This window comes from Paenibacillus sp. JT31N17 (assembly GCF_056269255.1).
In genome coordinates this window covers 546,621-567,335 of record NZ_JBWDNP010000002.1, presented here as the reverse complement: position 1 = coordinate 567,335, position 20,715 = coordinate 546,621, and the positions used below count along the sequence as shown (strand labels likewise).

General features: G+C 51.2%; 15 protein-coding genes. 3 read left to right on the top strand and 12 right to left on the bottom strand.

The window, feature by feature from the left end; genetic code table 11:
* Window positions 1–41 precede the first annotated feature (41 nt).
* From AC0YOB_RS09995 to AC0YOB_RS09975, 5 genes are all read right to left on the bottom strand, one after another.
* On the bottom strand, window positions 42–1,265 hold the full coding sequence (locus AC0YOB_RS09995) for an enolase C-terminal domain-like protein (RefSeq protein ID WP_475792713.1): 1,224 nt from the start codon (window positions 1,263–1,265) through the stop codon (window positions 42–44).
* Between the two features lie 25 nt (window positions 1,266–1,290).
* Complete coding sequence (locus AC0YOB_RS09990; RefSeq protein ID WP_475769317.1) at window positions 1,291–2,136, bottom strand: phytanoyl-CoA dioxygenase family protein; 846 nt, start codon at window positions 2,134–2,136, stop codon at window positions 1,291–1,293.
* A gap of 52 nt (window positions 2,137–2,188) precedes the next feature.
* Window positions 2,189–3,139, bottom strand: a complete 951-nt coding sequence (locus AC0YOB_RS09985) for a carbohydrate ABC transporter permease (RefSeq protein ID WP_475792712.1) — start codon at window positions 3,137–3,139, stop codon at window positions 2,189–2,191.
* Window positions 3,133–4,059, bottom strand: a complete 927-nt coding sequence (locus AC0YOB_RS09980) for an ABC transporter permease (protein ID WP_210037384.1) — start codon at window positions 4,057–4,059, stop codon at window positions 3,133–3,135. The genes AC0YOB_RS09985 and AC0YOB_RS09980 overlap by 7 nt, the downstream gene beginning before the upstream one ends.
* Before the next feature lie 87 nt (window positions 4,060–4,146).
* Entirely contained in the window at window positions 4,147–5,781 is a 1,635-nt protein-coding gene (locus tag AC0YOB_RS09975; protein ID WP_475789863.1) for a type 2 periplasmic-binding domain-containing protein, read from the bottom strand.
* A 528-nt stretch (window positions 5,782–6,309) separates the two neighbouring features.
* On the opposite strand from AC0YOB_RS09975, the gene AC0YOB_RS09970 reads away from it, so the two are divergent.
* The gene (locus AC0YOB_RS09970) at window positions 6,310–7,449 is read left to right on the top strand and encodes a GntR family transcriptional regulator (RefSeq protein ID WP_475792711.1); all 1,140 of its coding nucleotides are present in this window, start codon (window positions 6,310–6,312) and stop codon (window positions 7,447–7,449) included.
* Window positions 7,450–8,648: 1,199 nt separating this feature from the next.
* Window positions 8,649–9,839, top strand: coding sequence for an enoyl-ACP reductase FabV (fabV, locus tag AC0YOB_RS09965; protein ID WP_475792710.1), 1,191 nt, complete (start codon window positions 8,649–8,651; stop codon window positions 9,837–9,839).
* A 150-nt stretch (window positions 9,840–9,989) separates the two neighbouring features.
* Here fabV and lspA read toward each other — a convergent pair whose 3' ends face one another.
* From lspA to AC0YOB_RS09950, 3 genes are all read right to left on the bottom strand, one after another.
* The gene (gene lspA / locus AC0YOB_RS09960) at window positions 9,990–10,466 is read right to left on the bottom strand and encodes a signal peptidase II (RefSeq protein WP_475792709.1); all 477 of its coding nucleotides are present in this window, start codon (window positions 10,464–10,466) and stop codon (window positions 9,990–9,992) included.
* Window positions 10,467–10,715: 249 nt separating this feature from the next.
* Entirely contained in the window at window positions 10,716–11,732 is a 1,017-nt protein-coding gene (locus AC0YOB_RS09955) for a Gfo/Idh/MocA family protein (RefSeq protein WP_475792708.1), read from the bottom strand.
* 145 nt (window positions 11,733–11,877) lie between these two features.
* On the bottom strand, window positions 11,878–12,759 hold the full coding sequence (locus tag AC0YOB_RS09950) for a sugar phosphate isomerase/epimerase family protein (RefSeq protein WP_475792707.1): 882 nt from the start codon (window positions 12,757–12,759) through the stop codon (window positions 11,878–11,880).
* A gap of 202 nt (window positions 12,760–12,961) precedes the next feature.
* Here AC0YOB_RS09950 and AC0YOB_RS09945 point away from each other — a divergent pair, with 202 nt between their 5' ends.
* On the top strand, window positions 12,962–13,855 hold the full coding sequence (locus AC0YOB_RS09945) for an AraC family transcriptional regulator (protein ID WP_475792706.1): 894 nt from the start codon (window positions 12,962–12,964) through the stop codon (window positions 13,853–13,855).
* A 100-nt stretch (window positions 13,856–13,955) separates the two neighbouring features.
* Here AC0YOB_RS09945 and AC0YOB_RS09940 read toward each other — a convergent pair whose 3' ends face one another.
* The 4 genes from AC0YOB_RS09940 to AC0YOB_RS09925 all read right to left on the bottom strand — a co-directional run bounded on the left by AC0YOB_RS09940 (window position 13,956) and on the right by AC0YOB_RS09925 (window position 20,568).
* A complete protein-coding gene (locus tag AC0YOB_RS09940; RefSeq protein ID WP_475792705.1) occupies window positions 13,956–15,455 on the bottom strand; it encodes an IMP dehydrogenase in 1,500 nt (499 codons plus the stop codon).
* Between the two features lie 386 nt (window positions 15,456–15,841).
* Entirely contained in the window at window positions 15,842–16,834 is a 993-nt protein-coding gene (locus AC0YOB_RS09935; protein WP_475792704.1) for an aldose epimerase family protein, read from the bottom strand.
* Window positions 16,835–17,009: 175 nt separating this feature from the next.
* Window positions 17,010–18,830: an ABC transporter ATP-binding protein gene (locus tag AC0YOB_RS09930; RefSeq protein WP_475792703.1), complete on the bottom strand. Its 1,821-nt coding sequence runs from the start codon at window positions 18,828–18,830 to the stop codon at window positions 17,010–17,012.
* A complete protein-coding gene (locus AC0YOB_RS09925) occupies window positions 18,811–20,568 on the bottom strand; it encodes an ABC transporter ATP-binding protein (protein ID WP_210037369.1) in 1,758 nt (585 codons plus the stop codon). The genes AC0YOB_RS09930 and AC0YOB_RS09925 overlap by 20 nt, the downstream gene beginning before the upstream one ends.
* Window positions 20,569–20,715 lie beyond the last annotated feature (147 nt).

Sequence of the window (20,715 nt, the reverse complement as noted above, 5' to 3'; positions counted from 1 at the left end):
GTACGGTTAACGGTTATTTACGTTTGGGCAGCTGATTGCGATTAAGGCCTGACAATGGTGCCGTCCGCCTTGCGGTCTATCGGGTACGGCTTATGGTACATGCGGGTTTGCAGCTCGGGATTTACGAGCTTCGCCGCCTTCTCTTCATCGATATCGACGCCCAGCCCAGGGCGTTCATTGGCGTAGAGGTGGCCACCCTTAAGCACTGCATGACCGGGAAACGCATCAAGCTCCTCTGCTCTGAACGCATTATCTTCCTGGATACCGAAGTTCCAGACCGCCATATCCAGATGCATGGCCGCCGCCTGGTTCACCGGATCGTTATCCCCGCCTTCCTGCCAGGCCGTGCGGACGCCGTGCGCTTCCGCGAAAGCCGCGAGCTTGCGGCAGGCCGATATGCCGCCGCCCTTGGACACGCGGACCCGGATATAATCGATCAGCCGCTCCTGGATAAGCGGTATCCATTCATGGGGGCTTGTGAACAGCTCCCCCATCGCCTGCGGCGTCGTGCTCTGTTGCCGGATCGAACGGAACCAGGCGATCTGCTCGGGCGGGAGCACATCCTCCAGGAAGAACAAGCGGTAAGGCTCCAGCCGCTTGGACAGCATGACCGCCCCCTGAGGGCTGAGATGCTCATGCACATCATGCGTGAATTTGGCATCCGGACCAAAATGTCCGCGGAGCTGCTCAAACATATTGGGAATCGCTTCCAGATAAGCCTCTTCATCGAAAATAACCTTGGCCGGCCAGGCATTCGTCGGCCGCTTCGCCTGATCGGCGGAGATGAAGCCTCCCCCGCCATAGCTGCCGAGCTGGCAGCGGACCACCGAATAGCCCTCCTCCCTGTAGCGGGTAATGCTCTCCGTCAGCTCGGAGATATCCCTTCCGCTTGCATGCGCGTAACAGGGAACCGCCGGACGGCATGGACCGCCGAGCAGCCGGTACACCGGCATGCCCGCTTCCTTGCCTTTAATATCCCACAGCGCCATATCGATGGCGCCAATGGCAGTCATAAGTGCCGAACCGTTGCGCCAATAACCGCTTTGGTACATGGACTGCCAAATATCCTCGATCGCCCCGGCATCGCGGCCGATCAGCGTCGGCGCCAGCAGCTCCTCGATAACCGCAGCTACGGCGCCCGGATTGAAATAATCATTCGCCGATCCGATTCCATACAGTCCATCCTGATCCGTCTCGACCTTCACGATCGACCAGCTTGCATCGTGGCGCGTCCGAATCAGCCGGATCCGTTTGATTTTCGTCACCTTAATTCTCCTTTCGAAGCAGCCGCTACTTGAGTTTATCTACCGGATAATAAGGCGGAACCGGCTGCGTATAGGTATCGCGCGCGAACTTGATTTGATTGGGCGTCCACTGCGAGTAGAACAGGCGGGTATCGTGGTCCTCGCTCATCGCCAACACCTCCGGCACTGTCGCCCAGTTCGTCAGAGGGTAGCTCGATGCGCGGGAATGATAATTATGCATCGTCCGCCGGCCATGTGTGCAGTCGTCCCTTCCCCCTTTGCGGGTGTGATAGGTTGTAATATTATACAGCACCGCAGTTCCCGCTTTGCCCCGGATCGGAACCTCCTGATATTCACTTCCCTGCTTCTCCTTCGCTTCATCCAGAGAGCTGTACATATGGCTGTTCGGGACCAGGCAGAAGGCCGGGCAGCATTCATGGACATCCGACAAATAATAGATGACGCAGGTGAAGGTGCTGATATAGGGATTTTCGGGATCGTAGATCATCCCTCCCATCGTGCCGTAATAGCTGATATCGCGGTGGAATTTCATCTCGCTGCTGCTCGCCCGGTCAACCGATACATCCCGGAAGTCGAATTGGGCGAAGCGGGCTTCGCCGAGCAGCACCTCCTGAATCAATGGAAAAATTTTCGGGTGGCGGATGAACTTATCCATCTCCAGCGGATGCTTCCCGAGAAAGCTGCCTGTGCCGACAGCGCCTTCCATCGGCTTATGCCACAGTTCAGGCGATTCCTTCAGCGAAGCCTCGACCATGCCGTTCAAGTAGTCAAGCTCCTCCTGTGACAAAGCATTCGGGATGACGGCGAAGCCATTCTCCTTGTAATGCGCCAGAATTTCCTCTTTTGTCGTTTGATAGGCGGTTACAGTCATAATTCACTAACCTCTCTTTCATGTGTTGAGATTCAAATGTGGGAATGATGGATTAACCTTTGACGGAGCCGAGCATGATGCCTTTGACAAAATATTTCTGCAGGAAGGGATACACGATCAGAATCGGAACGATCGCGAAAATAATGGTTGCCGCCTTAATATTCTCCGGCTGGACGATCAGCCGGCTCGAATCATTCAGCGTGCTTGTATCCTGTGCTCCCATATTCAGCATATTGAAATCGATAATGATGGAGCGCAGCACCATCTGAAGCGGCCATTTGCTGTTATCGCTGATGAAGAACAGACCCGAGAAGAAATCATTCCAGTGCGCTACCGCGTAGAACAGACCCACCGTCGCTATGACCGGCTTGGACAGGGGCAGAATGATGCTCCATAATACACGCAGATCCGAGGCACCGTCGATCCGGGCGGATTCCTCCAGACTTTCCGGGATGCTCCAGAAGAAGTTGCGCATCAGTATCAGGTTGAAGGGAGCGACCAGCTGCGGGATTATAAGCACCCAGATGCTGTTGAGCAGCCCGATATTTTTGAGCAAAATGTACATCGGGATCAGGCCAGCCCCGAACAGCATCGGAATGATCACGATCCACAGCAGTATCCGGTGGCCCGGAATATGCGTCTTCGACAGCCCATACGCGCCGGTTGCTGTAAACACGAGATTCAGGAAGGTCCCCACCACGGTAACGAACACCGTGATGCTGAATGCCTTTAACAGAACCTCCGTGTTGAAAATATATTTGTACGATTCTAGCGTGAATGATTTGGGCCACAGCATCATCGGATTTTTGTAGATTTCATGCGCTTCGCTGAAGGAAATCGCCCACACGTTAACCATCGGCATCAAGGTAATCAGGCCCGATGCGATAAGGATGAGATAGATGAGACCTTGCGCCCACCACGGATTCGCGTCCAGGCTTCTGCTTCTCCCGTTTAAGTCCAGCTCCTTGATGGGCTGCGCTGATTCGGCGGTTTGATCTACCATAGCGATTTCTCCCCCATCCTGCGAATGATTGTATTGGCCGTAATGATGAGGATCATGCCGATGATGCCTTTGAATAAACCGACTGCAGTGGCGAGCTCGAATTGGGCTTGCAGAATGCCCAACCGGTACACATACGTATCAATGATATCTCCGACGTCGTACAGGGCAGGATTGAGGAACATGAAGATCTGATCGAAACCGGCATCCAGGATGCCTGCCAGCTGCAGGCAGAAGAGCAGGGCGATAATCGGCCTGATTCCCGGCAGGGTCACATGCCAGATCTGCCTCAGTTTGCCGGCGCCGTCGATCTTGGCCGCTTCATACTGCTGCGAGTCGATGCCTGCCAGGGCTGCCAAATAAATGATCGCGCCCCATCCGAATTCTTTCAGAATGGCCGTAATGACAATAATTGTGCGGAACACGTCGGGATTGGTGGTGAAATTGAACTTCTCCAGCCCCATGTTCGTCAGCACGAGATTGATGATTCCGCTTGGCCCGATGAAATTGTAGATGACCCCCGCGAACACAACCCAAGAGAGAAAGTGCGGGAAATACGTGATCGTCTGGATGGAGCGCTTGAACCAGAAGCTTCTCACTTCATTCAGCAGCAAAGCGAACAGGATCGGAACCGGAAAGCCGAATAGAAGACGGTACAAGCTGATAATGACCGTATTCTTGAGCAGCTCCGGAAATTTATCCGATGTGAACATCGCTTCAAAATGTTTAAAGCCGACCCATGGGCTGTCCATGATGCCCGCAATGATTTTAAAATCCTTGAATGCAATCGTAATACCGTAGAAGGGCGCGTAAGTAAAGATGGCAAAATAAACAATGGTCGGCAGAATCAGAAGGTATATAAACCGCGACTTCCAAATCCGTGTACCCAGCCTATTAGGAGCATAGACGGATTTCGCCCTCATGAAATCATTCCTTTCCTTCTTGCGGACATGCCGGAAATGTTCTGGAACAGGCCCGCAGCTGCTGCCTATTCCAGAAGTTCCGGCCCATTAATCTACATAATTCGGTTCCGACTTATTCGTTTGCAGTTCATTGAACTCATCGATGATTTTCTGCTGGCCCGCATCCAGCCATTTCTGGCGGGCTTCCTTGTACGCTTCCTTGGTAAGATTCATATCGGTCAAAATACTCCCGTCCACCTTGGCCATATAGTCCTCCCAGATCTGAGGGCCGATTTCCGCGTTGGTCGGTGACATTACCGTTGGATCCTTAAAGTCGTTATAAGGCGTCGCCGCATATTTCTCGAACATGCTCTTGAAATATTCGAACTTATCCTGAATCCCTGCTCCGATGAAGTTCAGCTCCTGCGCTTCCCAGTCCAGCTTCTCGCTCATCGGGTCGAGGAACTTCAGCGGTTCGATCTGGGCGGCTTTATAGTCGGCTTCCCGCTCTTCATCCGGAATCGGCACTTTTCTTCCTTCCGGATCTACCGTATAGGTCTTGCCTTCAATGCCGTATCTTCTGAAGTCGGACCCCGTAGTTAAGGACCAATTCAGAAATTCAAAAAATTTCGCTGCCTTATCCTTCGCCTTCACATTGACGTAGAACCCCCTGTCCTGCGGAAACACGACGCGCGTTCCGCCCTGCTGGCCATCCGGTCCGGTCAAAGGAGGCATGATCTTGATGTCTGCATTAGGCTCATTCTTCTTCAGATCGATATATAGCGATTGAAGATTTCCGCCAAGAATGACTGCTGCACGCCCGGCTTTAAATTTCGTCTCCCCGAAGGAAGCATCAGGATTGACGCCGGCTTCCTCGTCGAACAATCCGCGTTTCTTCAGATCCTGCAGCCAGAATTTGAAATCCAGATGCTCCTCCTGCATTTCCGGAGGGACGATCTTGTTCGGATCCTCTTTGGAAGGCGCCCACCCGGAGGTTGTGCCGAATGATGTGCCCAGATCCTTGGCTGCCCAGAATGGAATCGTATTCCCATGCGTCATGGGCACAATCCCTTTGCCGCTCGCCTTGATTTTCTCCAGTGCCGCCTCGAGCTCGGCTACAGAGGTAGGCTCTGCTATTCCAAGCTCCTCGAATATATCCGCACGATAGTTAATAAAGAACGGGACAATCGGATAGATCAGATTCGGGATAAAATAAATATCGCCTTTGTCATCCGCCATTTTATCCCAGATGCCTGCAGGCACGGCATCCTTGACGGCGGGGAACTGATCCAGATATTCATTGATTTTCAGGAAACCGCCCTGATCCTGCATATCCTTCCAGAACGGATCGACCGGCCCCTTGCCCCAGATGACGTCAGGCATATTGCCGCCTGCTGCGGTTGTCTTGATCGTCGCATCGTAGTCCACGACGGGAATGATTCTAACATCAATGTCTACATTGCCCTGCTTGAATAATTCCTTCTCATAAGCGCCGCCCTTGGTATAGGTAGCCGGCCCCCATGTCGGTCTTGAATAAGAGAATTTAAGCGGTTCCGTATCGCTGCTGCTGCCCCCGTTATCGCCGTTGTCTTCAGCTGCAGCCCCATTCGTATTTCCCCCGGCTGGCGGTCCGGAATTATTATTCTGTGTACAGCCAACGATCAGACCAAGCAGCATGACCGTTACCAGAGCCAACAGCCCAACCTTCTGCAATCGTTTCTTTTCCGTCATCTCCCGATTCATGTTCGTCCTCCTTCGATAGGTTTGGTTAACAAACGCGGCAGCCCCCCTGTTGTTCGAAACCGGTTTAATTTATGAAATCTCCCGGATTGGGAATTTTCAACGGTTTTAAGAATGCGCTTACAAAATTGCTGTTAATAGTGCTCCTTTCATTGTCGGGGGTTGTGAAAATCTGAGTATGGGTACGCTTACAAAAGGTTGAAGACTGCTATCTGTGAGGATAAGACTGAGGCGTATGTTTCGGATTGGCTACTTGGTATGATTGAATCATGTTGTTATGTTATTTGACGGTTATTTATGATCTTGGTATGGATGATATCATTACAAGTAACTCGTTGTAAATGATGGTTTAGGGTCCATTTTTGCTTAAAATCGAGGCAATATCGCCCTCTATGTTCCATTTCGTATCATTTTCTCAATTTTCTAACTATTTACGCAGTCTAATCACCTTGTACTCTGGCAACCTTTACAAATTATATATCAAACTATAAGATGATATATAACAAGCAAAATATGACATGAGGTTACAAAATGGAGAAAACCGTTCAACATTTATCGCTCTACGAGCAGATCAAGCAGCATCTGTTATCGGAGATTCAGGAGGGGCATTGGAAGACCCATGACAGGCTTCCGTCGGAGAATGAACTGACCAAGCAGTTCTCCGTAAGCCGGATCACCGTCAAGAAGGCGATGTCCGATCTGGTCGAGCAGGGTGTCATTTACCGGGTGCAGGGGAAGGGCACGTTCGTATCCGAGCCGGACGCAGAAGCCGCTGCGGATAGGGTGGCTGTCCGCTTTCCGGAGAAGAGATCAGTGGCGCTGCTGCTTCCTTTCATCAACAACCAGCATAACGCGCTGTTACTGAATGGTGCCGAGCATATCCTCTCGCGGGCGGGATATTCCCTGCTGCTTTGCAATACGGAGAATTCCGTCGAGAAGGAAGAACGCATCATCCGGGAGATGGTTGAACGCGATGTAGCCGGCATGATCGTGTATCCTGTCGACGGCGAGTCGTATAATCGGGAAATTTTGCAGCTTACCCTGGATTCGTTCCCGCTTGTCGTAATGGATCGATATTTGCGGGGAATCGACACGAACTGCGTGTGCCCGGATAATATCAAGGGGGCCCAGGACGGCGTCAACCATCTGATCTGTCTTGGCCACCGCAATATCGGCTTTCTATCCACGACCATTGCCGGCACGAGCAGCGTTGAGGACCGCTTGACCGGCTACGAGAGAGCACTGGCGGAGCACAATATCCCCATCGACCACCGTTACCGGTATGTCGACATCGAGCTCGGCGAGCCAATACCGATTATCAAGAAAATCAGGTCATTCCTGGACCGGAATCCTGAAATAACGGCCATTTTCGCGATCAATCCGGGCATTGGCCTGCAGGTCATCAAGCTCGCTTCCGAGATGGGCATCCGCATTCCGCAGGACTTATCCCTTATTTTCTTCGACGACTTCGAGCTCTCCGAATTCCACAGCGTCAGGCCGACCTTCATCAGCCAGGAAGAAAATGTGCTCGGCCAGGAGGCCGCCAAGCTGCTCATCTCCGTCATGGAGAATCCCGAGCAGCATACCCAGAAGCTGTTCTTCCCGCCCAAGCTGGTCATTAGGGACTCGACCGCGAAGCCAGGGGTTCTGGTGATGGACAGCAATGATTAGGGTGGGAATAAGGAAGCCCCAAGAACCATTGTGGATGGTTCTTGGGGCTTGTTTGTTGATCGGCTTTTCCAGCAGTCGGTTGTTCCTCCTGGTCTATTATTATTTATTGATAAGAGGATTCAGGTATCTTAATCAGATACAATTAATTATCGATTAACATTGATTGTCTCAAGTAAATCAATACCTTTATACCGATCATGAAACTTCCAAGAGTACGAAATCAAATCCAGTATGAGCCGCATTCTTAGTATCAACATGTGGAATATTTTTTGTTCCATTCGGTTTTGTGAAATTTTTCTACTTCATTTCAACTTGCCTTAGAATTAAGGGAATGGTAATGATCGGAGAGAAGGGTCATTTTCTCTTGCCCACCATCTAGAATCGTGACCGTAATAAATGTCGATTGCCCAAAATTCAACAGTCTCATGATAGATCATATCGTATTCTGAAGTGAGTTCAAGTCCACCCCATATCCGATTTATTCTACCAACAGCTTCCTCTATAGATATTCCAAATTGGCTTGCATACATTCAACAATTTCATTGCAGAACTTAAGAGACTTCTTACTAGTCTTAAAATTAAACATTTGTTGACTCCTCCTACCCTTTAGGAATAATTCTGAAGATGTAATGTACTATAACCTTTCATCAACGGTACATCTTCCTCATACTGAAGATAATTATGCATCGATTATAAATTCATCATAAAACATGTTATGATTTTGCCCAATGTTAATTGCAGAAGTACCATCTAGCCCTAATATAACAAAGAAATGTCCTCGGAGTCATCTGTGTGAGATTCAGGGGTATTTATATTACTTTGTGTGTGAAGGACATAATGTTATAGTAGTCGTTATAGTAGTGATTGTTTAACGGTTACTTGATCTTCTTTCAACATGGCTATAACGTTATCTGTTTTGATTTCAAATAGAAATTTTTTTGGTGAATCTTTACATGTCAAATTAATGTCCAATATATCTTTTTTTGTCGAAATCGTTTGTTTTATTATAGATCAAGTCAGAACGTTCTATTTTCCCTCCTCTACTAGCTAAGAAAAATAAAGTGCAATATTGCTACATCGGTATTCCCATTCCCCGCTTCCCATTTCCCCAAAAAATCATTAAAATATAAAAGATGATCTCTTACATCTTTTAACGCCCCATGCACTATCCACTCTGATCGAAGAAAGGAATTTACATAATGATTATTAAACCGAGAACACGGGGATTTATTTGTACAACGGCTCATCCGGTGGGCTGTGCGAGTCAGGTGAGGCAGCAGATCAATTATGTCAAAGCCCAGCCTGCGGTGAGCGGCTTCAAAAATGTGCTGGTCATTGGCGCTTCGACCGGATACGGCTTGTCCTCCCGCATCGTTGCCGCTTTCGGCGGTGGAGCCAATACGGTCGGTGTTTACCGTCAAGGCGCAGCCACCGACAACCGCACGGCTACTGCCGGCTGGTACAACTCGGCAGCCTTCGAGAAGGCCGCGCAGGAAGCCGGCCTCAAGTCCTTCAGCGTCACCGGCGACGCCTTTGCCGATGAGACCAAAGCCAAAACCGTCGACGTGATCCGCACGGAGCTGGGTCAAGTCGACCTGGTGGTCTACAGCGTAGCATCGGCCAGACGGATTCATCCGAAAACCGGTGAGGTGTTCAATTCCACCTTGAAACCGATCGGCAGGCCCTACACGAACAAAACGGTTAATTTCCACAATGGCACGGTAAGCTCCATCACCATTGATCCTGCAACCGACGAAGATATCGATAACACCGTTGCCGTTATGGGCGGCGAAGATTGGCAGCTCTGGATTGATGCGCTGCTGGATGCGGGCGCTCTTGCCGACGGCGCAACGACGGTCGCTTATTCCTACATCGGCCCTGAACTGACGCAGGCAGTCTACCGGGAAGGCACTATCGGCCGGGCCAAGGACGATCTGGAAGCAACGGGTCACCGCCTCAACAAGCAGCTCGGCGAACGGGGCGGACATGCTTACGTATCCGTATGCAAGGCACTGGTAACCCAATCCAGCTCGGCTATACCAGTAGTTCCTCTGTATATCTCTGCCTTGTACAAGGTGATGAAGGAAAAAGGGCTGCACGAAGGCACGATTGAGCAGGCCTACCGCTTGTTCGCGGACAGACTTTATACTTCGAACGGAATGGAACTGGATGAGGTTGGACGCATTCGCATCGACGACTGGGAAATGCGCAATGATGTGCAGGCGGAGGTTGCGAGGATCTGGGAAGAGCTGACTACCGATAATATTTATGAGCTGTCGGATCTCGAAGGATACCGGAAGGAGTTCTTCCAGCTGTTCGGCTTTCAAGCGGACGCGGTTGATTACGAAGCGGATGTTTCGCCTGAGGTCGAAATCCCGAATCTGCGATGACAGCGGTCGGTTTCATTTTTCCCTACTAAAAAAGGGGCTCCCGGATTTTATCCGGAAGCCCCTTTTCTTTTGCATTTCAATTTTAATCTGGATTGCCCGGCTTCGTTTACATCACGATAATCTGTGGATTACCCAACTTCAGCAATTCGCTTAAGATTCCGAAGTAACTATACCCGTTCTATCCTTTCGCGAGGCTCTCAAAGAATCAATCGCAATCATAGCGACTCCTATGCACAGCAAGGAATCAGCAACATTAAAAATAGGGAAATTAAAAAAATGAACCTGAAGCATATCCACGACTTCTCCCTTAAAGACACGATCGATATAATTACCCAACGCACCGCCTAGAACGAGGGCTAATCCATAAGATAGAAACTGATTCTCCCGGTATACCCTGTGCAAATAGATCATGATTCCGATAATAACCAAGGAGGTTACCGCTATGAAAAATCCCAGTTGGCCTTCCAGTATGCTGAATGCAGCTCCCTTGTTTCGTATCGAGGCGAGTCCAAAAACTCCGGGTATAACGGTTATTTGCTGTCCGATTGTCATATACATGGATACAAGCCATTTGACCACATGGTCCACGATAATAACACCGACAGCTATACAATAATAACGGAACACTCCATTCACTCCTTTTAAATACGTCATACGTTCATTCTTCAACGCTCATAATTTTTGCTGTGTCTATGTATCTGCCTGTATACCTAATCCTCAATATCATAACATTCTCTGGATGGGATATGCCAGTATCATTAGTACAGTGATACTTATAACTGTCGAGATCGCCAGCTGCCATAAAAAAAGAGCCGCCACGCCATTCACATGGCAATCGGGCAGCCCCTTCAAGCAAATAAATCCTGTCCATCCAGCCTACAGCTGTACTTTCTTCCCCGTCCTTGCACTCTCAACCGCGCCGAATACCATCGCCACGCTCTTGATGTTATCCAGGCAATCGGTCTCTGCCGGGCGGCCCTGCTCCAGGGCATTGAACATTTCATCCAGGCAGCCCCAGTGTCCTTCGCGTCCTTCATAGGTGACAGCCGCTTCGATCTGCTTCATCGGCAAGAAAAATTCCGGTCCTTTACTGGTGTCGACAGCCGCTGCAACCGGCAAATTGGCCCCATCCCATTTCGCCGTACCGCTGCTGCCGGTTACTCTCCACTCCGATTCCCAGGAGGTGCCGAGGCCCTGGGCGCACCATGAACCGCGATAGCTGAATACGGAACCGTCGCTCATCTCGAAAATGCAAATCGCCGAAGCGTTCCCTGTGTACCAGGAGCCCGGAGGGTTATATTCATGGCAGTAGACCGATACCGGGTCGGCGCCGATGATGAAGCGGGCCTGATCGAAGGTATGGATCGCCATATCAATAACAAGCGGGCTGTCCATCGCGTCACGGAAGCCTCCGAAATGCGGCCCCAGGAAGAAATCGGCATGAATGGAGCCGACTTGTCCAATATCGCCCGACCCCACCAAATCGCGGAACGAGCGGATTTGCTTCAGGTAGCGGCGGTTCTGCATAACGGCATAGCGCTTGCCGGTTTGCCCGCTGATGCGTACGATTTCTTCGGCATCGGCATACGACTCTGCCATCGGCTTCTCGCCAAGCACGTTGCAGCCCGCTTCCATCGCGGTTGTGACAATCTGTTTATGGCTGGCCGGGATGGTCACATCAAAGACGAGATTGGCTCCCGTTGCCGCCAGCGCCTGGGACAGATCAGTGAAGGTCGGAACGTTAAGCCCGCGTTTCTCCGCCATTTTCCTGGCGCTCTCCTCGAAAATATCCACCAGACCGACAATCTCGGCGTTCTCCCGCTGCGCTGCGTAATCCAGCCATGTATTGGACATGCCGCCGCAGCCTGCTACGACAATTTTATGTTGTGCCAATCAAAAGCACCCTCTCATTGTAAAAGTATGATCATTTTCCATATCGCAATTAGGCCAGCTCCCTTGCGCGCGCTCTCCCGTGAGACTTTCAAGGGTGGAGTAACGATAGGTCAATCCGCACAGTCGATCCACGAAAGCGTGCAGGTTACTCAGGATTAGGAATAAAATCTCCGCCGCGGCATTTTTTCAAATAATTAAGGCCGTGCACCTGCCCCGTCATCTCCAGCTCGCCCCGGTAAACCGGATCATGCCAGCCTTCGATATCGATGCTTCCCTCATAGCCCGCCTGGCGCAGGATCGTAATAATATCCGTCCAGTTCGTATCGCCAAAGCCCGGCGTACGGTGCCAGACGAATTCCTTCGGTCCATGAATGCCGTATTCGCGAACGATATCCCAGGCAATGGTGGCATCCTTGCCATGCACGTTGAAGATTTTATCCACCCATTTGCGCAGCTGCGGAATGGGATCGATCAAGCTGACCATCTGGTGGGTTGGCTCCCACTGCAGGCCGATGTTGGCTGCCGGCACGGCATTGAACATCATCTCCCAGGCCGTTGGATTATGCGCAATATTCCAGTCGCCGCTTTTCCACGTCCCGCCCATATCGCAGTTTTCAAAAGCAAGCTTCACGCCCTTGGCCTCGGCACGGCGCGATAATTCGCCGAACACCTCGCCGAAGCGCGGCAGCGATTCATCGATCGAGCCCGGCATCCGTCCGGTAAAGCCGGCCACCAGATTGGTACCGAACGCTTCGGCATGATCGATCAGTCTCTCCCAGCTCGCTAATGTATCTGCATTATCGCCCGCTCCGGTGAGCGGATTCCCGAATATGCCCAAGCTTGAGATGACGATATCATGCTCCGCCGTTATTTCTTTAACGCGCTTCGACAGCTCCATCAGATCCGCATCCTTGGTGGATTGCCAGAAGGTCAGCGAGAAGGATTCAAAGCCATGGGGAATAATTTGGGGCAGAACGCGCACCGCGTCGCCACCGCCGACAAGCGTACCGATTCGAATTTGTTTCATTGTACCCTCCTAAGGTTTTACAAATATGATCTTCCCTTATCTTACCTAATGAGAGGAGAGCAAGCTATGAATGAAATTGCGTTTCAATCATACGATCTTACGATATTTATGGAAATGACAGCGTCGACATTTTCGTAAATAGCGATTATAATAAGAAAATTGTATGAGCCTAATTTTCATCCCGCAGAGGAGAGACCCGTTTATGACCGTCAGCCCTCACAAGGAACATACCTGGATTCCCGATCAGACGTTTCCCATCAATGTTTTTTTCGTGAGAGGAATCGGTCTGCATTGGCATGACCATATCGAGTGGATTTTTGTCAAGGAAGGCAAAGCCCGCATCCAGATCGACGCCGACTTCGAAACGCTCCAGCAGGGGGAGCTGGCATTCGTCAACTCCAGGCAGCTGCACAGCGCTGTTGTTCTGGATCCGGATACCGAGCTGATCTGCATTGTTTTTAATGAAGCTTTGGTGCGGGGGAGCGGTCTGGATATTACCGAGCATCATTATTTTCAGCCCTATTTGAACCAGCATCTGAAGTGGCCGGGAATTATCCGCAGAACGGAACCGCTTATGGAGGGCATCAATGAGTCTTTCTCCAGATTGGTGGGCGAATTCAAAGGCAAGCAGCCTGGCTACGAGCTCCTGGTCAAAGCCGAGCTGCTGCGGATTTTCGGGCAGTATTTTCGTTATGCGCAGCAGTTCGAAACGTTAAAATCTCCGCGCCTTCCGAATACGCCGGACTTCTCCGGGCTGCTCCAGACGCTGCGCGAGCGCTACCATGAACCGATCAGTGTCCAGGAAGCTGCCCGGATGGTCAACCTCAGCCCGAATTACTTTTGCAATGTTTTCAAGCAAATGACGGGCAAGACTCTTATTGAATATATTCATCTGCTGCGGATCCAGGAGGCCGAGCGTCTGCTGCTGGAGACTGATGCTTCCATAACCGAAATTGCCGACAGGGTCGGGTTTTCCAATATGACCTATTTCGGCCGCGTGTTCAGGAAGTTCAAGGACGGCACCCCCTCCGATATACGGAAAAAAAGAGCCGCTCTTCACAGCGCCGGCACCTCAACCCTGCTCTCCCGCAGCTGACCCAGGCACATGAGCTGACAGACGCAATAAAGCCGGTTCCCCCTGTCCAATGGCAGAAGAAACCGGCTCTTATTCCTATTATGCTATTGCTTCTTATTCCTTATTCCCCCGACAAGCTGCTTTCCTTCATAATAACATCATGCGCGCCGCCCTCGACCAGACTGGTTGCCGATACGAGCGTGATTCTGGCATTTTGCTGCATCTCTGCGATCGACTTCGTACCGCAGTTGGACATGGTCGATTTGATCTTGCTGATCGTCTTGTCCAGGTTTTCCTGCAGACCTCCGGCGTATGGCACGTAGGAATCAACGCCTTCTTCGAATACTAGGCCCTGCTTGCCTCCGGTATCGTACCGCTGCCAGTTCCGCGCGCGATTGGAGCCTTCTCCCCAGAACTCTTTCACAAAGTTGTTGCCGATCATAAGCTTCTTGGTCGGGCTCTCGTCAAACCGGGCAAAATATCTGCCCATCATGACAAAATCTGCGCCCATGGCCAGCGCAAGCGTGATGTGATAATCGTGTACAATCCCGCCGTCGGAACAGATCGGCACGTAGATGCCCGTTTCCTTATAGTACTCTTCTCTTGCTTCCGCGACCTCGATCAGCGCCGATGCCTGACCGCGTCCGATCCCTTTTTGTTCGCGGGTAATGCAGATGGCGCCGCCGCCGATCCCGACTTTAACAAAGTCCGCGCCGGATTCCACCAGATAGAGGAAGCCTTCACGGTCAACGACATTCCCTGCGCCGATCTTGACATTGAAGTTGGATTTGACGTATTGCAGCGTATCGCGCTGCCATTCGCTGTACCCGTCCGAAGCGTCAATAACGAGAATATCGACTCCCGCAGCGACCAGTGCCGGCACCCTTTCTTCATAATCCTTCGAATTGATGCCTGCCCCGACGATATAGCTTTTGTTGCCATCGAGCAGCTCCAGCGGATTGCCTTTATGCGCATCGTAATCCTTGCGGAACACGAGGTAGCACAGATTCTGCTGCTCATCCACGATGGGCAGACAGTTCAGTTTATGCTCCCAGATCAAATCATTGGCTTCAGGCAAGGTTAAGCTGGACTTGCCGTAAATAAGCGACGAGAAGGGCGTCATGAAATCCTTGATGCGCTTGTCCAATGTATCGCGGCTTATCCGGTAATCTCTGCTGGTCACGATGCCAAGCAGCTTTCCGTTTGGTGTACCGTCGCCGGTGATCGCTACGGTCGAATGACCGGTTTTCTCCTTCAGTTCCAGCACATCCTTGAGCGTGTGCTCGGGTGTCAGGTTTGAGCGGCTGACCACGAAGCCCGCCTTGTATTCCTTGACTTTTCGTACCATGGCTGCCTGATCTTCAACGGATTGGGAACCAAAGATAAAGGAAATACCGCCGCAGCGCGCCAATGCAATCGCCATATTATGATCCGAAACCGACTGCATGACCGCGGATGAGAACGGTATGTTGAGAGAAATATCAGGTTGTTCGCCTTTATTGAATTTGGTGATTGGCGTCTTCAGCTCGACATTGGCCGGCGTGCAGTCCTTTGTCGTCAAATTGGGGATTAACAAGAACTCATTGAACGTCCGGGACGGTTCAGTATAATAGAAAGCCACTCTCTTCCCACTCCTCATCTATTTTTAGTTAATTTTTAGAATCATACACCTTGCTTAACTTAAGGTCAATAGTTAATAAACAGGATTAAGTGAAGAAAACCGGCTTCGCCGTCCTTTGACGGGCAAGTAGGATTCTTCGCTCAGAAATAGAAGCAAAGCATCGAGGAATTCTTATACTTGCCGATATATCAAGAAGAAACGGCTGTCGCCGTCCTTTGGCGGCGCGGCAAGTTTCTTCCCACAGAAATATAAGCAAAGTATGATGGAATTTTATACTTGCTTATATATCAAAAAAACCGCTTATCGCAGCGGGACCAACGGCGGCTTGATGCCCGTCTGCCTGCTGAATAAGCGGATTTTTCCACATTACATATATCAACTTCTAACTACTTCAGATATAGTCTTCCGGTTTCCTCCCAGATCTCGCCCGGAGCCAGACTGAACAAACCGATTTCGTCCGCGGGAAGATCGACATTCGGCGCATTGACCAGATTAATCTGCGGCTCCGGACAGAAGAAGCCTTCGGTCGCGAAGTTGTTCCAGATCATCCACTGCTTATAAGAGGTTCCCACATCATAGACCAAGGTGCGGCCAAGCTTGGTATCGGTGAGCTCCATCCGGTTGCGCCCGTTCTGCGGCACCGCCGTGTAGTGATTGTCCAATTCCGTGAAGAATGGATAAACGCCTTCGCCCTTGAGCTGCTCTTCCTCCGCAGTCAGCGGCAGAAATTCACCCGTAGGCAGCATCCGCTCGCTCATTTCCCAGCGGCTTCCGATCGTCAGCTTCACCCGGTAATCGGCCGCCGAGCTTCCAGCCGCGAATGGGGCATTTACTGCCGTATGGAAGGCGAACAGGCATGGCATCACATCCGCTCCGTCATTGCGGATCAGGATATGCTGCGATAAGCCGGCAGAGCTGAGCGTATACTTGAGCTTGATGGTAAACAGATGAGGCAGGAATTTGTACACCGCATGCTGCTCATCTACCTTGAGCGCTACGGTAACGAAGCTCTCTTGTCCGGTTTGCCCGAACTCCTCCACATCCCAGGTCTCGCTATGTACGAAGCCATGCAGATGATTGCCGGTCTTCTCTTCATTCACAGGGAAGGTATAGGTCTTGCCATTCCAAGGGAACTTGCCGTCTTCGAACCTGTTCGGCGGAAACAGCACCGGAATGCCATGGATAATCGGCCTTGCCTTAAACGATTCCATCTCGTCCGCTGTAGGCTCGTGAAGGAAGTTGTAACCGTTTGCTGTATCGCGAAAAGCAATCAGATTCCCGCCGATTTCCGGCAGGATTGCCGCTTCATAGCTTCCGCTCTTCAGCCATACTGCTTTCTCGCCTTGATATTCACCCTTGTATGCAGCTGCTTCGCTCATGTGTAATTAATCGCTCCTTTAATATGAATAATGAATGCCAGGCCAATTATTACTTCATTATATATCAATAAGAGTACCATAAAGGCAGCCTGTGGAGAAGGCTGCCTTTTGTGGTTCCCAGTCCCGCAAGAAGAAACGGCTGTCGCCATTCTTTTGGCGGCGCGTAATCCGCCCGCTATGCCGTAATCTGTTTCCCCTGCGAATGCAGGTACAGCTCCTCGTAATATCCTTTACGGCTGAGCAGCTGCTCGTGGGTGCCTTCCTCCACAACCTCGCCATCGCGCATAACCAGAATCCGGTCCGCATGCATGATGGTGGAGAGCCGATGCGCGATAACCAGCGTGGTGCGTCCCTCGGACACAGCCTCCAGAGCGGATTGGATCAGCTGCTCGGTCTGAGAATCCAGATTCGCCGTCGCTTCATCCAGAATCAGCACCTTCGGCTTGAACACAATGATGCGCGCGAACGAGATCAGCTGCCGCTCCCCTGCGGAAAGCCCGCTTCCCCGCTCCGACAGCCGCGTGTCGTAGCCTTCTTTTTTCTCGGAAATCAGCTGCTCCGCACCAACAAACTTGCAGGCCTCGATAACCTCTTCCCGGGAAATCGTTTCGTCAAACATGCGCACATTATCGACGATGCTTCCGGAATACAGATACGGCTCCTGCTGGACAAGTCCGACGATCCGGTGAAGCTTCTCCTGGGGAATGTCCCGGATATCCGTTCCGTCGATCAGCACACTGCCCTCTTGCGTGTCATAAAACCGGCAGAGCAGGCTGATCAGCGTACTTTTACCGGCACCCGTCGTTCCGACGATTCCGATCATTTCGCCTGGCGTGATATGAAGATCCAGGTCGCGGATAACAGGTGTGTCCTGCTTGTAGCCGAAGGTGATCCGGTTGAAATCGATGCGGCCTTTGACATCCGCCAGGCTTACATCGGTTACTCTTTTGCTGTCTTTGACTTCAGGGGAAATGGAGAAAATCGTCCAGATCCGGTTGACGGCAACCGATGTGGATTGCAGCGTATTCCACTGCTGCGTTATCGCGTTGATCGGTTGAAAGAACTGGCGGATATACGTAATAAACGCATACAGCACGCCGAACTCGATTTTATGATCAAAGACAGCCATTCCGCCGAGCCACGTAACGAAGGCAATCGAGATATTGCCCAAAATATCGAAGGACCGGTTAAACAGAACATTGGTGCGGATTTCCCGCAAATTCGCTTTCAGGTACGACTCGTTGCGGCCGGTAAACTGTTTGCCCTGCTCCTTCTCCTGGTGAAATGCCTGGATGATGCCCATACCGGCCAGATTCTCCGCCACAAAGGCAACCAGTCTGGAAAGCTGCGTTCTGGACAGCTGGTATGTCTTGCGCATATAAGAGCGGAACGCTATGGCGATGAAAGCGATAATCGGCAGCAAAATCATGCAGTACAGCGTAAGCTCGACATCCAGCTGGTACATCAGCACCAATATGAAGATCAAGGTCAGGCCATCGCGGAAAACGCTCAGCACGACCTGGGTGAAGAATTGATTCAAGGTTTCCGTGTCGCTCGACACATGGGTGATCAGGCTCCCCGCCGGTGTACGGTCGAAGAACGGGATGGACAGCCTGGAAATATGCTCGAACAGCTCCTTGCGAATGCGGGCGACGATGCTTTGGCCGGCAAACTGCAGCAGATTATTCTGCAAATAAGTAAATACCAGGCCGCCGATGGACAGGGCAAAATAAATGCCGCCGATCATGACTAATGTTCCGTAATCGGTTTTGCCGACCATCAAATGGTCATCAATGGCAATCTTCATTAAATAAGGCTGAAACAGATCAGCCGCAATCGCCAGCAGCGTGCATATAAACATCAGGGAAAAAGCAAGACGATGCGGTTTCACATAGGCATACAAGGCGCGGAAGCCCGTTTTTCCTTTTTGCTCATTTTTAGCTTCATCCCGGGGGGATGCTTTCTGCCGCTCCTGCTTAACGGATATGGTCGACATGCCGGCTTCCCTCCTCCTGAATGGTATACAGCTCAGCGTACAGGCCCTGCTGCTTCAATAATTCCTGGTGCGTACCCCGCTGGACAATCCGTCCTTCGCTCAGCACGACGATTTCATCCGCATGCTTGATCGCACTGATCCGGTGCGCAATCAGGATGGTCGTTTTGCTTTTGCGTTCCTTGCGGATGGAGTTTACAATACTCGTCTCCGTCACCGCATCCACCGCGCTTACGCTGTCGTCCAGTATGAGCAGCGGCGCATTTTTGATAATTCCCCGGGCCAGGCTCGTGCGCTGCCGCTGACCCCCGGACAGCGTGATGCCCCGTTCCCCCAGCTTGGTCTCGAACTTGTCGGGAAACGCTGCGATGCTGTCATAGATCTGGGCTTGCTTGGCTGCCTTCTCGACATGCTCAAAGCCGGATTCCCGGCGGAAGAACGCGATATTATCGCGAATGGTCGTACTGAACAGGAACCCGTCCTGCGGTACATAAGCAATCTGGCTGCGCAGGCTCTCAATCGTCAGTTCGTGAATATCCATGTCGTCAAAGAGAATCGTACCCTCCGGCGAATCGTAGACCCGCAGAAGCAGCTTCATCAGTGTCGTCTTGCCGCTCCCCGTCTTCCCGATAATGCCCAGCGTCTTGCCCGGCTCCACCTTAAGGTCGATGTCATGCAGCGTTTCTTTGGATGCCCCCGGATAAGTGTAGGAGAGATGACGGATTGCGACTCCCGTATGCCTCAAATCCGCTGACTTCGCATCGATTGCATCCTGGATCTCCGATTCTACGGAAAGCAGATCATTGATGCGCGTCAAGGATGCCCTCGAGCGCTGCATCGTATTGATCACGTTGCCGATTTGCTGCAGCGGGTTCACCATCATCCGGATGTACAGCGTCAATGCGACGAAGCTCCCCAGTGAAATCGTGTTGTTAATCGTCAAGTACCCGCCGTACATGATCGTCACAATAAACGACAGCGCGCCCAGAAACGGAATAAGCGCCTGAAACAGCGAGGATACCCGTACAAGATGCAGCTGATTATCGCGGATATTGTCTACCGTCTGAGCGAAACGGCCGATCATAATCGGCTCCACCGCAAATTTCTTCGTCACGCGGATCCCGCCGAACTGCTCCTCCGCCGACTCGGTCATTTTGCCAAGGGACTCCTGAACCTTGAGCGAGCGGCCCCGGATGACGGGACCGAAACGGGTCACAATCCAGGGAATAATGAGCAGGGGAAGCACACAGGCGAGAATCAGATAATACGGAATGTCACTGATCAGCATCATAAAAATGGCTGAAATAATGAGCATCGTCGCATTCGTTGTCTGATTGATCCCCATGGAGATCGATTCCCGAACGGCCGTCACATCGTTGATGACGTAGCTCAGCCATTTGCCGACTCCGTGCTTGGAATAATAGCTTTCGCTGAGCGTCATGAAATGAACGAACAAGCGGTTCCGGGTATAGAATTCAAAGCGGCGCCCAAGCCGCATAATCATATATTGTCCAATGCCCGCCAGCAGGCCAAAGCTTAACCCGACACCCAGCAGCAGCAAGCTGTAATCGATAATAGCAGTACGGGTAATATCTCCAAGCTTCAGCTGATCCGTGAAATTCCCGATGATTTTGGGATAAAACGACTGAATAATGTTTCCTGTCATGATAGAGGCGACGGCAATTGCATACAAACCCCAATTCGTCCGAATATAGTTAAACAGCAACCGTTGCGGCTTCAAAAGAAAATCACACCCCCGAAAAGACGTACATTCCTATTAACCATACTGAATGCCGAGTAAAACGTTTAATGCTTGCGCTGCAGAGCGCTCTCTAGTCAAGCTGAAAAACCCATTTGCCTTTTTGCATGCAGGCAGAAAATCCCCAAC

What these genes read in the sequence shown, in the direction of transcription:
- AC0YOB_RS09930 (WP_475792703.1), bottom strand. Translation starts at nt 18,830, where the DNA reads ATGTCGACCATATCCGTTAAGCAGGAGCGGCAGAAAGCATCCCCCCGG.
- AC0YOB_RS09975 (WP_475789863.1), bottom strand. Translation starts at nt 5,781, where the DNA reads ATGAATCGGGAGATGACGGAAAAGAAACGATTGCAGAAGGTTGGGCTG.
- AC0YOB_RS09970 (WP_475792711.1), top strand. Translation starts at nt 6,310, where the DNA reads ATGGAGAAAACCGTTCAACATTTATCGCTCTACGAGCAGATCAAGCAG.
- AC0YOB_RS09985 (WP_475792712.1), bottom strand. Translation starts at nt 3,139, where the DNA reads ATGGTAGATCAAACCGCCGAATCAGCGCAGCCCATCAAGGAGCTGGAC.
- AC0YOB_RS09990 (WP_475769317.1), bottom strand. Translation starts at nt 2,136, where the DNA reads ATGACTGTAACCGCCTATCAAACGACAAAAGAGGAAATTCTGGCGCAT.
- AC0YOB_RS09945 (WP_475792706.1), top strand. Translation starts at nt 12,962, where the DNA reads ATGACCGTCAGCCCTCACAAGGAACATACCTGGATTCCCGATCAGACG.
- AC0YOB_RS09950 (WP_475792707.1), bottom strand. Translation starts at nt 12,759, where the DNA reads ATGAAACAAATTCGAATCGGTACGCTTGTCGGCGGTGGCGACGCGGTG.
- AC0YOB_RS09980 (WP_210037384.1), bottom strand. Translation starts at nt 4,059, where the DNA reads ATGAGGGCGAAATCCGTCTATGCTCCTAATAGGCTGGGTACACGGATT.
- fabV (WP_475792710.1), top strand. Translation starts at nt 8,649, where the DNA reads ATGATTATTAAACCGAGAACACGGGGATTTATTTGTACAACGGCTCAT.
- AC0YOB_RS09935 (WP_475792704.1), bottom strand. Translation starts at nt 16,834, where the DNA reads ATGAGCGAAGCAGCTGCATACAAGGGTGAATATCAAGGCGAGAAAGCA.